Here is a 12,342-nt window from a genome sequence, read left to right on the forward strand (position 1 = left end):
GTCAGTCGTCACCGGTGGGTCGCCGGCACGCGACGGCGGCCCATCGGAACACAGTTACAACGATCCGTACGACGCCGCGGACCGCGTCGCTTTTTCCCTCAGACTGCCTACTTCGGGGCGATGACACGGGGTCTTCACGCCGACTACGGTGCCGAGTTCGAGACACGCGGCGGGCGCGAGGTGGTCGCTCACTACGGCCGCCCCGAACGGACGCACCTCGCGGTTCGCAACGGCGTCGGCGTCATCGAGATGGGCTACGGCGTCGTCGTCGTCGAGGGCGCCGACGCCGTCGACTTCGTCGACAACGCCGTCTCGAATCGCGTCCCCGCTGTCGACGGTGAGGGCTGTTACGCCCTCCTGCTGGACCCGCAAGGCGGCATCGAAACCGACCTCTACGTCTACAACGCCGGCGAGCGCCTGCTCTGTTTCACGCCGCCGGACCGGGCCGAACCCCTCGCCGACGACTGGAGCGACAAGGTGTTCATCCAGGACGTCTCCATCCGCGACGCCTCCGACGACTTCGCCGTCTTCGGCGTCCACGGCCCCGCCGCCACCGAGTCGGTGGCGACGCTGCTCGCCGGTGCGAGCGTCCCCGAGGAAGACGCCCTCACGTTCGTCCGTGGCTCCATCGCCGACGCCGGCGTGACCGTCGTCGCCACCGACGACCCGACGGGCGAGACGGGCTACGAAGTCGTCTGTCGCGACGCCGACGCCGAGGACGTACTCGACTCCCTGCTCACCCGCGGGACGCCGACCACTCCCGTCGGCTATCGCACCTGGGATACGCTGACGCTGGAGGCGGGGACGCCCCTGTTCGAGACGGAACTCGTCGGCCGGATTCCGAACGTCGCCGGCGTGCGCAACGCCCTCGACTTCGACAAGGGCTGTTACGTCGGCCAGGAAGTCGTCTCCCGCGTCGAGAACCGGGGCCGGCCGAGCAAACGGCTCGTCGGCCTGACTCTCGGCGCCGTCCCCGAGTCGGGGGCGGGGGCGGCAGTGTTCAGCGACGACGCGGCCGTTGGCGAGGTGACCCGTGCCGCCGGGACGCCGTCGTGCGACCGGCCGGTTGCGCTGGCGTACGTGGGGAGCAACGCGCTCGACGACGCCACGGAGTTCGCCGTCCGCGTCGGTGGCGACGAAATCCTCGCGACGGTCACCGACCTCCCCTTCGTCGAGGGGAGCGGGCGGTCCGGGCGACTCCCCCGCTACGACTGACCGCGCTCGCCCCGTGGCGACTCGTCGTCGCGCGACGGGCGGAGTCCGGACGCGAGTGCCCGCAGGTGGCTCGCCGAGAAGAAAGACGTGGGGCGGTCCATGTGAACGCCGATCTCTCCGGACAGCGCCCCCAGCCCGAGCCGCTGGATCGGGTCCGGGAGGGAGTACGCCCGCCGGATCAGGCCGCCGAGTCTGATCTCCCGTCGGAGTTCCCCTCGCCACGCCCGTTCGTAGTCCGCAAGCGTCGACGGGTCGGTCGGATCGACCGTCTCGGCGGCACAGTCCGCGGCGGTCATGCCGTAGAGGATGCCGCCGCCGGTGAAGGGCTTGGTCTGGGCGGCGGCGTCGCCGACGAGGAAGGTCCGGTCGCCGGTGACGCGGTCCGGGGGGCCGATGGGGATGCCCCCCGAACAGCGACGGGCCGTCTCGACGCCGTAAGCGTCGGTCAGCCGGTCGAAGCGTTCGGTCACGTCGGCGCCCGGCGGCGCCGCGAGGCCGTACTCGACGCCCGCATCGCCGCGGGGGATACGCCACGCGAAAAACCGTGGCACCGTCAGGTGGACGTCGACGAAGTCGCCGTGGTCGGGCGTCTCGTCGAACGCGAGGACGCCGTGCAGCGTCTCGTCGGGGTCCGGGAGGCCCACCTCGCGACGGACCCGCGAGACGGGGCCGTCACACCCGGCGACCAGTCGTGTTTCGAACCGGACCGTCCGGCCGTCGGTTCGGGCGGTCACCGTCACGCCGTCCGCTCGCTCCTCGACGCCGGTAACGGTGTGGCCCTCGCGCACGTCGGCGCCGGCCGCCCGTGCGGCGTCCGCGAGCGTCCGGTCGAGTGCCACGCGGTCGACGACGTTCGACACCTCGGAGGACTTATAGAAGGGGTAGCCCCGGGAGTCCGGGCCGCCGAGGTGGAAGTCGGCGCCGTAGATCCGGTTCTGGCGGAGGTCCGCCGTCGCGTCGTCGGGGACGTAGTCCCAGACGTCGGTGCTGACGTGGCCCGAACAGGCGAGCGGTGACCCCACCTGACCCTTCTCCAGGGCCAACACGTCGTACCCGGCTGCCGCCATCCGGCGGGCGAGGCGCGCCCCGGCGGGACCGACGCCGACCACGACGAAATCGTACATGTGGGTCGTTCCGGCGCGACGGGACAAATACTCGGCGGTCGGCGGCGTCGGGCGTGCTGGGAGGCCAAGAAATTAACCGCTGGATACCGAGTCGTACTCCATGTCGCGTGGACGGGACCCGGTCGAGGAACGCGCCGACGCCGACGTCGACCTCTACGATATCGCCACCTGGGAGCGGCGCGGGCTACTCGACGGGGTTGCGTCCGGTATCTACCGTACCGTCGTCGCGTCGACCCGCATCTTCGTCGTCGGCATCGCGCTTCTCATCCTGATCGGTATCGGCGGCCTGAGCGCGCTGACGGACCCTCAGATCGGCGCCCTGACCGCCCTGTCCGCGATCCCGGCGCTCGCTCTCGCCATCTACGTCCGCCGGTCGGACGCGACCCGCGGCGAACCGCTCTCAGTCCTCGTCGCCACGTTCCTCCTCGGTGTCCTCACCGCCAACTTCGCGGCGGTTCTCAACTCCTACACCAAGGGGGCGTTCGCCGGTCTCGGCTTCCTCGGCAGCGCGCTCTTTTTCTTCCTCGTCGTCGGTCCCGTCGAGGAGTCGGTGAAACTCCTCGCCGTGCGTCTCTACGCCTACGGCCACGACCGGTTCGAGGCCGTCGTCGACGGCGCGGTGTACGGTGCCGTCGCCGGACTCGGATTCGCCACCATCGAGAACGCCCTCTACATCACGCAGAACCTCGACGCCCCGACGGCGACGGCCGGACTCGGTCTCATCGGCGCCGGCGGCGGCATCACCGCCGTCCGCGCGCTCGCCGGCCCGGGGCACGTCATCTACTCCGCCTTCGCCGGCTACTACCTCGGCCTCGCGAAGTTCAACCGCGAGAACCGCGGGCCGATCATCGTCAAGGGCCTGCTCATCGCCGCGCTCGTCCACGCCACCTACAACACCACCGTCGGCATCGGCTCGGCGTTGATCGGGCTCGCGACCGGGCTGGGACAGCTCCCCGCCTTCCTGCTCTACGTCCTCGTCTACGACGGCTTTTTCGGCTTCATCCTCTTCCGGAAGATCCGGCGGTACAGCCACACCTACCGCAAGGTCCACGAGGACGAGGAGGCAGAGGAGTCGGCCTTCGAGGTGGAGCCGACCGAGTTCGAGTCGTAGCTCCCACCGACTGCTCTCCCGTCCGACGCCGACGACCCCGCCGATCACCAGCGGAGTCACACGACCGTACCGTCGTGTCGTGGGCGAGGACCGCGAGGAGGGCACCCCGGAGTCGCCGCCCGGTCACTCGACCAGTCGCTCGACGTACTTCGCCACCACGTCGACTTCGACGTGGACCGGGTCGCCCGGTTCCTTCGCCGAGAGCGTCGTCAGGTCGTAGGTCGTGGGGATGATCGCGACCGAAATTCGGCCGTCGGTCCGGTCGGCGACGGTGAGGCTGATGCCGTCCAGCGCGACCGATCCCTTGTCGACGACGTACCGCCCCAGCGAGGCGGGCAGGTCGAAGGTGAACCTCCAGTCGTCGCCCACGCGTTCGACGGCCGTCACCGTCGCCACGCCGTCGACGTGGCCCTGAACGATGTGGCCGTCGAACCGGCCGTCCGCGGGCATCGCCCGCTCCAGGTTGACCGGGTCGCCGATCCCCACCTCGCCGAGGTACGTCTTCTCGACCGTCTCCTCGGCGAGGAACACCTCGAACCAGTCGTCGTCGTACCGTTCGACGGTGAGGCAGACGCCCGAGACGCTGATCGACTGGCCCGCCGACACCGCGTCGAACCCGTGTCCGATGCGGAGGCGTCGGCCGCCCTCGGCGTCGGTAACGTCGACCACCTCGCCCGTCTCCTCGACGATGCCGGTGAACATACCACCCCTTCGCCGCCGCCGATGTAAGTGGTTACGGCATCCGCTCGTCCGCCCGCCGTCCCCCGCCGGCGACGACGCTCCGCTCTCGGCCGTTTTTTCACCCGTCGCCGCGTACCGCCGCCAATGCGACTCGGCATTCTCGATACGCTCGGATTGGCGGCGACCCTGATTTTCGCCATCCCGGTCGGCCTGTACGGCGTCGAGAGTGCCCTCGCCGGGCGGCCGGCCCTCGGCGTCGGCCTCGTCGTCGTCGCGGTGTTGATGGTCGTTCTCCCTCGGCGACTCACCACCCCCGCCGACCTGCCCGGCGCCGTCGTAGAGCGCGTGGTCGGGGATGCAGTGAAAGAACCGGAGGCGGACGCCGACGAGGAGTGAGTCGGACGGGCAGTGTACCCGGCCCCCGTGCCGGACCGGGTCCGGCGAAGCACTGGCGCCGACGACTGTCCGTCTCAGTACGCGCCCGGGGACAGCGACGCCGGAAGGTCGCCGAGCGCCCGACAGCCCGACTCGGTGATGACGTAACACGTCCCGATCCGGACCTGTCCGCGGTCGGTCTCGGGGTCGGGGTCGACCGCCGCCGGAGCGAGCGCGAACACCTGCCCCACTTCGAGCGGCGTGTCCGCGGAGAAGTCGACCGGGTCGCCCACCGCGCGGGCCACCGGCGTCTCGGCGGTCCCCAGGCCGTAGGCCCCGAGTTCGGCCACCGCTTCGTCGACGATCCGTCGGGCTGGCAGTCCCGGTTCGGCGACGCGGGACACCGCGTCGTGGGCCATCTCGACGGCGACGGCCGCGCGGCGCTCCCACCCGCCACCGCCGTCGACGACGAACGTGCGCGAACACGGGCCGGCGACGTCGCCGACCAGGGGGTCGAGGGCGACGACGAGTGGGTCACCCGGTCGGAGCGTGTCGTCTCGCGTTTCGATACGCGGGGCCGCGTCCACGCCGCCCGCGTCGGTGACGGCGGCGTCAGCGAGACGCTCCAGGGTCGGTGGTGTGAGGGGAGCGCCGTCGGCGTGGAGTCGGCCGTCGACGACCGCCGTGGCGTCGAGTCGTGCCGCGACGGCCCGAATTCCGGCGGCGGCCGTCGAGAGCGCACGCTCGGCGTCCGTCGCACTCGCCGTGTCGCTCACGGCGTCACGGCTCCGGTTCGGGGGCCGGCGTCGCCTGGGCTTCCTCCAACATCTCCGCGGCCTCCGTCTCGCGGAGTTCGTTGTGTAGGAGGACGCTGATAGGGAGCGTGGGTGCGCCACCGATCAGGTTCTCCAGCAACACGAGGCGCTCCCGGGCGCGGCTCATCCCGACGTAGAAGACGCGGCGCTCGTTGTCGGTGAGGACGGGCACGGGGCTGGTGTGGGCGGTGAACTCCTCGACGCCGTCGACGTCCGTGGGGTCGTCGACGCTCGCGGCCATCTGTTCGACCACCTTCTCGGTCAGGTCGGTACAGACGAACACGTGGTCGGCTTCCCGGCCCTTCGCGGAGTGGATGGTGCCGACGCGGACCCGACTCGGGTCCATCCCGGCGTAGTCGCCGCCGAAGTAGGCGTCGACGGATTTTCGCTGGAAACTCGTCACCTTGCGGACCATATCGCCCGCGGCGGCGGGTTCCGGCATGAACGGCACGTGGTCGGTCACGACGCCGGGGTCGACGGAGAGTTCCGCGACGTCGTCGGCGTCGGCCGCCTCCTCCGCGTCGTCGAGGTAGTCGTAGAAGTCGTCGCGCTCGTTCGTCCCGAACGCCGAGTCCTGGAGCATGTCCGCGAGTCGGCGGGCCTCCAGTCCCGTGATCGGATCGTCCTCGTCGAGTTTCTCGACGGCGCGGACGTACTGTGTGAGGCGGTCGGTCCACATCCGCTGGTCCGTCATCACGGAGAAGGGGATGCCTTTCGGGAGGAAATCGTCGATGAACTGGAACATCTGATAGCGTGCCCGGAAGAGGACCATGATCGTCTCGTCCGTGTTGTCGACGGTGTGCTGGACGTTCCGCACCACCTCGAACATCGACGGGCTCTCGATACCCTCGACGACGCCCCCGTCCTTGCGCGGGTTGAGGTCCTTCTCCTGACGTTTCGTGATGTGGCGAATCTCCCGGTTGACCACGTTGAGGATGCGCGACGGGAGCCGGTAGGAGTTGGGAAGCACGACGTCCTCGCTGACCTCGGCGTCGAGCAGGATGCTCGGGTCGGCGCCCTGCCACGCGTAGACGACCTGGTCGTCGTCGCCCGCGATCAGGACGCCCTCCATGTGGGGTTTCCACTCCTCGTACACCTCGTACTGGAGGGTGGTGATGTCCTGGAACTCGTCGATGACGAGGTAGTCGACGTGGGGGACCAGCGAGCGTTCGGCCACTCGTTCCAGCATGTCGGCGAAGCCGACGAGTCCGTGTTCGCCCTTGTAGGACCGCCACGCTCGGATCACCTGCGGCACGTCGATCCGCTCGTCGTCGGCGGGCCACGTCGGGGTGTACTTGTTCCCCTCCTGGGCGTTCGGGTCCTCGTCCGGGGGGAGGCGGACTGCCTCCACGTCCCACTGGAACGGCACGTCGTACCAGTCGGCGACGTCGCGCTGGGTTCGCTGGAGCCACTGACTCGTCGCGATGATCTTGTTGCCGAGCGTCGTCGACCGGGCGGTGCGGCGCCCGGCGCCGCCGTACTCGTCCTCGTACTCGACGCCGTACTCCTCGCAGAACTCCTCTTTGTCCGACTCGCCGACCACGTCACCACGTGAGAGGTCGAGCAGTTCGTACGCCTTCGCGTGCATCGTACAGACGTTGCCCTGGAGTGCCCGGGGCGAGACGTCGAGTCGCTCGGCGAGACGTTCGCGGACCTCCGCGGCGGCGGCACGCGTATAGGAGACGACGAGCACGTCACGAATGCTCACGTCGTCGTCTTCCAGCAGTTCGTCGACGCGGTCGAGGAGGGCGGTGGTCTTCCCGCTGCCGGGGCCCCCGAAGAGACGGGTGACCGTAGCGTCGTCGCTCATCGTAGTGTCACACGCCCTCAGGCATGATAAACGACGTGGATCGGCGGGTTGGAGAACCACAGTAGCCGTTGTAGGTCATTGCACGCCCGAGCACACGCAGTCTAGCGATCGGGCGTGCAGACCGCTCCAAACGCTACTGTAGGGCGTCGCCGGTCAGGCGGCCGGGTCCCACCCACAGACCGAGCAGTCGGTGGCCGACTCGTCGTGCAGGGCCCCACAGTCCGGGCACTGCAGCTTGTTATAGGATCGTTCCCAGCGTACCGTCGTCGTCTCGTGGCCGTTGTCCGCGAGGAACTGGTCGAACAGTTCGTCGTCGTGTTCGCTGGGTCCGGCTGCCATACACGTCATGGTATGTCATACCAGCACTTAGGCGTATTGGTGTGGGTAAATGTGACGTGACACCGTCTCTCTATCCCTGTAGCCCGTACAGCTCGCCGTACTTCGCCGTCGCGTAGTCGACGAAGGCGTCCGCCGACACGTCCTCGCCCGTCGTCCGCCGCACGAGTTCGTTCGTCTCGAAGCGCTTGCCGTGGCGGTGGATGCGGTCGGTCAGCCAGTCGTGGAGTGGATCGAACTCGCCCGCACGGATCAGATCGTCGAGGCCCTCCAGATCCGCCGCCGCGGCGTCGAACAGCTGCGCGGCGATCACGCTCCCCAGCGAGTACGTCGGGAAGTAGCCGAAACTCCCGTGCGACCAGTGGATGTCCTGCAGACACCCCTCGGCGTCCGTCTCGGGGCGCACGCCGAGGTAGGACTCCATCTTGTCGTTCCAGACGGCGGGCACCTCCGCCACGTCCAGGTCACCCCGGAGCAGGTCCCGCTCGATCTCGAACCGCAGGACGATATGCAGGTGGTAGGTGAGTTCGTCGGCCTCGACTCGGACGAGGTTCGAGGGGTCGACGGCGTTGACGGCTTCGTAGGCCTCGCGGACGCTCGGGTCGCCGACGCCCGGGAACGCCTCGACGACACGGGGGAGGAACCGCTCCCAGAACGCCCGCGACCGGCCGACGTGGTTCTCCCAGAGGCGGGACTGAGACTCGTGGATCGAGAGGTCACGCGCCTCGCCGAGCGGCGTCCCGTAGGCGTCGTCGGGTAGCCCGAGCGTGTAGGTGGCGTGGCCGAACTCGTGGACCGTCGAGAGGAGCGCCCCGATGGGGTCGTCCTCGTCGTAGCGGGTGGTGATCCTGGCGTCGTAGGTGGTCCCCGTCGAGAACGGGTGCGGGGCGACGTCCAGACGGCCGCGCTCCCACGGATAGCCGAGGGCGTCCAACGTGTCCCGCATCAGCCCATCCTGACGGTCGGCCGCGAACGTCCCGGTGAACGTGTCCGTCGCGAGGTCCGCGTCCGCGGCCCGGATGTCCTCGACCAGCGGTACCACCGCCTCCCGGAGCGAGGTCAGCACGTCCTCGGCGTGGTCGAGGGGTAAACAGGGTTCGTACTCCTCGAACAGCACTTCGTAGGGGTCCCGGTCCGGATCGACGTGCTCGGCGTACCGACGCTTCAGATCGAGCAGTTCCGACAGGTGCGGCGCGAACGTCCCGAAGTCGTCCTCGGCTTTCGCCTCGCGCCACGCGGTCAGCGCCTCCGAGGACGCGGCCGAGATGCGCTCGACCAGAGCCGTCGGCACGCGCACGGCGCGTTCCTGCTCCCGGCGCACCTCGCGGACCACCGCACGCCTCTCGTCGTCGAGACCGGCGGCCTCCAGGTCGTCGAGCAGGCGGCCGAGTTCGTCGTCGGTGAGCAGGTCGTGACGCACCGCGGAGAGCGCCGAGAGCTGCCGGGAGCGGGCGGGCGTCCCCTCGTCGGGCATCATCACCTGCTGATCCCAGGAGAGCAGTTCGGAGGCGTGCGAGACGTTGGAAAGCCGGCCGACCCGGTCGAGCAGGTCGCCGTAGGCGGCCGATGTCGTGTCGCTCATGTCCCGACGTGGGTCCGCGCCGTAATCAACCCCGCGTCCGGACTGCTGCCGCCGAGTGATACCACGGAGTGGTAACACCTATACGGACGAGGCGACGACCGGGGTGCATGACGGATACGGACGTGGCCCACGCACCACCTGGGGTCACCGAACGCATCGAGGGATATCTCTCCGAGATGGGGCCATCGTGGGTCGCCGGCGCCATCGCGGCGGGGCCGGCGACCATCGCCAGTCTCGTCACCGCCGGGGCGGCCTTCGGCTACCAGCTACTGTGGGTGGTCGTCCTCTCCGCGGGTGCGGGGGCACTCGCCCAGTACCTCGCGATGCGCCTCGGTCTCCTGACCGAGCGCGGCATCGTCGCCGTCGTCGAGGACACCCTCGGCGAGTCCTGGGCGTGGCTGCTCGTCGCGGACGCGGTGATCGCCGCGGGTGTCGCCCAACTCGTCATCATGAAGACCGTCGCCACCGTCTCCGCGACGGTTACGGGTGTCGACGCCCGGGTCTGGGGCGTTGTCTGGGCGCTCGTCCTCGCTCTCGGCCTCGCCGGCCGCGGGTACCGCTTTCTCGAACTCGCGGCGAAACTGCTCGTCTCACTGGTCGTCGTCGCCTTCGTCGCCAGCCTGTTCGTCGTGCCGGTCGACGCCGGTGCGGCCCTGACCGGCCTCGTGCCCAGCGTCCCCACCGGCGGCGCCCTCGTCGCCGCGGGCATCCTCGGCGGCGCGGTCCACATCACCCTCATTACGATGCACTCCTACACGATGCGCTCGCGCGGCTGGACCCGCGAGAACTACGACGCGGCGACCTTCGACATCGGGGCGTCCATGCTCGTCGCCTTCGGCGTCTATAGCCTCGCTATCTTCCTCGTCACCGCGAGTGTCCTCACCTCCGCCGACCTCTCCACCGTCGGCGCCGCACAGGCCCTCGGCCCGCTGGTCGGCCCGAGCGCCAAGTGGCTGTTCCTCCTCGGACTCTGGGGGGCCGCCGTCTCGACCCTCGGCGGCAACACCATCGTTCCCCCCTTCCTCCTCGCGGACAAACTCGGCTGGGGGACGACCATCGAGGACTCCCGCTATCGGGCGCTCCTCGTCGCCGTCGCGCTCCTCTCGGCGCCCGGCGCGTTCATCGGCGGCGCGGTGCTCGGCCAACTCGTCCTCGTCCTCGCCCTCGGCACCGTCGGCACTCCCTTCGCCATCGCCATCGTCCTCTACCTGCTCAACTCGGGTGCCGTCCCCGACCGTAACTCGACCCTCGCGAACGTCGGCGGCGTGGCGCTCTTGCTCGTGACGGGCGCGCTCGCCGCCAACTTCGTCCGCGAACAGGTCGCCGGCGGCGTCGGCGCTCTCTCCGGGTTCGTGCTCGCTTTCGCCGTCGCCCTCGCTCTCGCCATGCTGGGACTCGGCGGCAAGTACGCCCGCGACGAACTCGGATCGTGACCCACCCCGACCTCCCCTTCCCGCTCGCCGGCTCGACCCTGATCGTCGGTCCCTCGAACGTCGGCAAGACCCGGTCGACGGCCGACGCGCTGACCGCGTGGCTGGAGCGTGATGGTACCGACGGCGTCGTCATCTTCGAGTTCGCCCCCGAAGTCGAACGCGACGGGCGCGTCCTCGGCGGGCGCCTCGACCGCTTCGTCACCCCGCCGGCCGACGTGTGGTACGGCGTCCTCGATGCCCACGCCCCCCGAGCCACCGCCGCCGACGACGACGAGGCACTCTCCCTCGCGGCCGACAACGCCCGCCGGGCGGCCGAGGTGTTCGACGCCGCGCCCCCCGATCCCCGCGCCGTCTTCGTCAACGACGCCACCATCCCCTTCCAGACCCCCGACCCCGATGCCGACCCCGACCGTCTGCTCGACTACTGTGCCGGGGCCGAAGTGGCAGTCCTGAACGCCCTTGAAGCCGACGCTCTGGCCGGTTCGGACCCCGTCTCGCGCGCCGAACGCGAGGCGCTCTCGGCGTTCCGGGCCCGCGTCGACCGCGTGGTTCGGCTGGACGGCGAGGCGTAGTCGTATCCGTTCGTCGATCCGGTCGAGGCACGTGGTCACGCTCCGGATTCCCGGACTCCTCGACCGACGCTTCGTCGCCGCTGCGCTCGGCCGCCAACTGCCCGGTCCGTCGTTCGTCGTCCTCGTCGTCTCCCAATTGGACGCCCGCAGCGACTCCGCGAGGCGGACTAGGCGACGAGCGATTCGGCGACCCGCCGGTAGAGGCGTTCGCACCGCTCCAGTACCTCGACGTCGACGCTCTCGGTCGCGGTGTGTGCCTCGCCCGGTTCCGCGGCGCCACAGACGACGCAGGTGGTCCCGGCGGCCGCCAGCCACCCCGCGTCGGTCGCGTGGGGTTTGGCGACTCGTTCCGGCGATCCGTCCTGAACGCCCGCCGCCGCCCCGAGGACCGTCGCGGCGAAGTCGGCGTCGTCACAGGCCATCGGCGGGAGGTCCTGGTCGACGGTCCACTCGACGCCCGGTGCGGACTCGACTCGCTCCAGAGCCGCCCGTTCTCCCGGGACCGTTCGCTCGTCGACCGTCACCGCACAGTCCTCGGGAATCACGTTCCACGCCGACCCGCCCTCGATTTCGGTGACGGCGACGCTCCCCGAGAGGTGCTGGCCCAGCACCGTCGTCTCCGGTGCGTCGAGGTCCCGTACCACGTCGACGGCGTCGCAGGCACGGTAGACGGCGTTCTCGCCGGCCTCGGGTTCGCTCGCGTGGGCGCCCTCGCCACGTGCGTGGATCGTGCTCCCACGTCGGCCCTTGTGGGCGACGGCGACGTCCGTCACGCCCGGAGCCGAGTAGCCGGTCGACCCCTCGCCGACGACTGCGTAGTCGGGAGCGAAGCCGTCGTCGATGGCGGCGCGGGCGCCGACGCCTCCCTGTTCCTCGCCGACGAAGGAGGCGAAGACGAGCTGGTCGACCGGATCGGCGGGCGTCTCCGGCGCACCCACTTCCGCGTCGCGGAAGGCGAGCATCGCCGCCGCCAGACTCCCCTTCATGTCGGCGGTGCCGCGGCCGTGGAGGCGCCCCGACCGTTCCTCGACGACGTACTCGTCGCCGTTCGCTCCCACCTGGTCGTCGGCCGGGGGCACCACGTCGTGGTGGCCGACGAACGCGAGCGACCGGGGGCCGTCGCCGCGTCGGGCGAAGACGTTGCCGTCCTCGTCGCGCGCGACCGTCGCCGTCGTCTCCTCGCGGAGCCAGGATTCGACGGCGTCGCCGGCCGCGCGTTCGTCCTCGTGGCTGGGGATCGAGACCAGACGGCGGGTCAGGTCGCGGACCTCGCTCATGGCTCGGTCGA

At 70.1% G+C, this 12,342-nt stretch carries 12 protein-coding genes; 5 read left to right on the forward strand and 7 right to left on the reverse strand.

The features are described from left to right. Window positions 1–120 precede the first annotated feature (120 nt). Window positions 121–1,215: a CAF17-like 4Fe-4S cluster assembly/insertion protein YgfZ gene (gene ygfZ / locus V8686_RS05285; RefSeq protein ID WP_379702915.1), complete on the forward strand. Its 1,095-nt coding sequence runs from the start codon at window positions 121–123 to the stop codon at window positions 1,213–1,215. On the opposite strand, the gene V8686_RS05290 is transcribed toward ygfZ, so the two are convergent. Next, a complete protein-coding gene (locus tag V8686_RS05290) occupies window positions 1,206–2,339 on the reverse strand; it encodes a geranylgeranyl reductase family protein (protein WP_379702917.1) in 1,134 nt (377 codons plus the stop codon). The two genes, ygfZ and V8686_RS05290, sit on opposite strands and share 10 nt — an antisense overlap. A 100-nt stretch (window positions 2,340–2,439) precedes the next feature. Here V8686_RS05290 and V8686_RS05295 point away from each other — a divergent pair, with 100 nt between their 5' ends. Further along, window positions 2,440–3,450, forward strand: a complete 1,011-nt coding sequence (locus V8686_RS05295; protein WP_379702918.1) for a PrsW family intramembrane metalloprotease — start codon at window positions 2,440–2,442, stop codon at window positions 3,448–3,450. 123 nt (window positions 3,451–3,573) lie between these two features. Here V8686_RS05295 and V8686_RS05300 read toward each other — a convergent pair whose 3' ends face one another. Beyond that, the gene (locus V8686_RS05300; protein ID WP_379702919.1) at window positions 3,574–4,152 is read right to left on the reverse strand and encodes a riboflavin synthase; all 579 of its coding nucleotides are present in this window, start codon (window positions 4,150–4,152) and stop codon (window positions 3,574–3,576) included. 123 nt (window positions 4,153–4,275) lie between these two features. On the opposite strand from V8686_RS05300, the gene V8686_RS05305 reads away from it, so the two are divergent. Beyond that, the gene (locus tag V8686_RS05305) at window positions 4,276–4,527 is read left to right on the forward strand and encodes a DUF7533 family protein (protein WP_379702920.1); all 252 of its coding nucleotides are present in this window, start codon (window positions 4,276–4,278) and stop codon (window positions 4,525–4,527) included. A gap of 74 nt (window positions 4,528–4,601) precedes the next feature. On the opposite strand, the gene V8686_RS05310 is transcribed toward V8686_RS05305, so the two are convergent. The 4 genes from V8686_RS05310 to V8686_RS05325 all read right to left on the reverse strand — a co-directional run bounded on the left by V8686_RS05310 (window position 4,602) and on the right by V8686_RS05325 (window position 9,049). After that, window positions 4,602–5,282, reverse strand: a complete 681-nt coding sequence (locus V8686_RS05310) for a M24 family metallopeptidase (RefSeq protein ID WP_379702921.1) — start codon at window positions 5,280–5,282, stop codon at window positions 4,602–4,604. 4 nt (window positions 5,283–5,286) lie between these two features. Further along, window positions 5,287–7,131, reverse strand: coding sequence for a UvrD-helicase domain-containing protein (locus tag V8686_RS05315; RefSeq protein ID WP_379702922.1), 1,845 nt, complete (start codon window positions 7,129–7,131; stop codon window positions 5,287–5,289). A gap of 153 nt (window positions 7,132–7,284) precedes the next feature. After that, window positions 7,285–7,470 carry an HVO_0416 family zinc finger protein gene (locus V8686_RS05320; RefSeq protein WP_379702923.1) on the reverse strand — a complete coding sequence of 62 codons (186 nt, stop codon included), beginning with the start codon at window positions 7,468–7,470 and terminating at the stop codon, window positions 7,285–7,287. A gap of 70 nt (window positions 7,471–7,540) precedes the next feature. Then, entirely contained in the window at window positions 7,541–9,049 is a 1,509-nt protein-coding gene (locus tag V8686_RS05325; protein ID WP_379702924.1) for a carboxypeptidase M32, read from the reverse strand. 107 nt (window positions 9,050–9,156) lie between these two features. On the opposite strand from V8686_RS05325, the gene V8686_RS05330 reads away from it, so the two are divergent. Both V8686_RS05330 and V8686_RS05335 read left to right on the forward strand, forming a co-directional pair. Then, the gene (locus tag V8686_RS05330; RefSeq protein WP_379702925.1) at window positions 9,157–10,482 is read left to right on the forward strand and encodes an NRAMP family divalent metal transporter; all 1,326 of its coding nucleotides are present in this window, start codon (window positions 9,157–9,159) and stop codon (window positions 10,480–10,482) included. Further along, complete coding sequence (locus V8686_RS05335) at window positions 10,479–11,054, forward strand: P-loop NTPase family protein (RefSeq protein ID WP_379702926.1); 576 nt, start codon at window positions 10,479–10,481, stop codon at window positions 11,052–11,054. Before V8686_RS05330 ends, V8686_RS05335 begins: the two co-directional genes overlap by 4 nt. Window positions 11,055–11,221: 167 nt before the next feature. Here V8686_RS05335 and V8686_RS05340 read toward each other — a convergent pair whose 3' ends face one another. Then, the gene (locus V8686_RS05340) at window positions 11,222–12,331 is read right to left on the reverse strand and encodes a M20 family metallopeptidase (protein WP_379702927.1); all 1,110 of its coding nucleotides are present in this window, start codon (window positions 12,329–12,331) and stop codon (window positions 11,222–11,224) included. Window positions 12,332–12,342 lie beyond the last annotated feature (11 nt).

Origin of the sequence: Haloplanus litoreus, assembly GCF_045690335.1 — an archaeon.
Taxonomy (GTDB): domain Archaea; phylum Halobacteriota; class Halobacteria; order Halobacteriales; family Haloferacaceae; genus Haloplanus; species Haloplanus litoreus.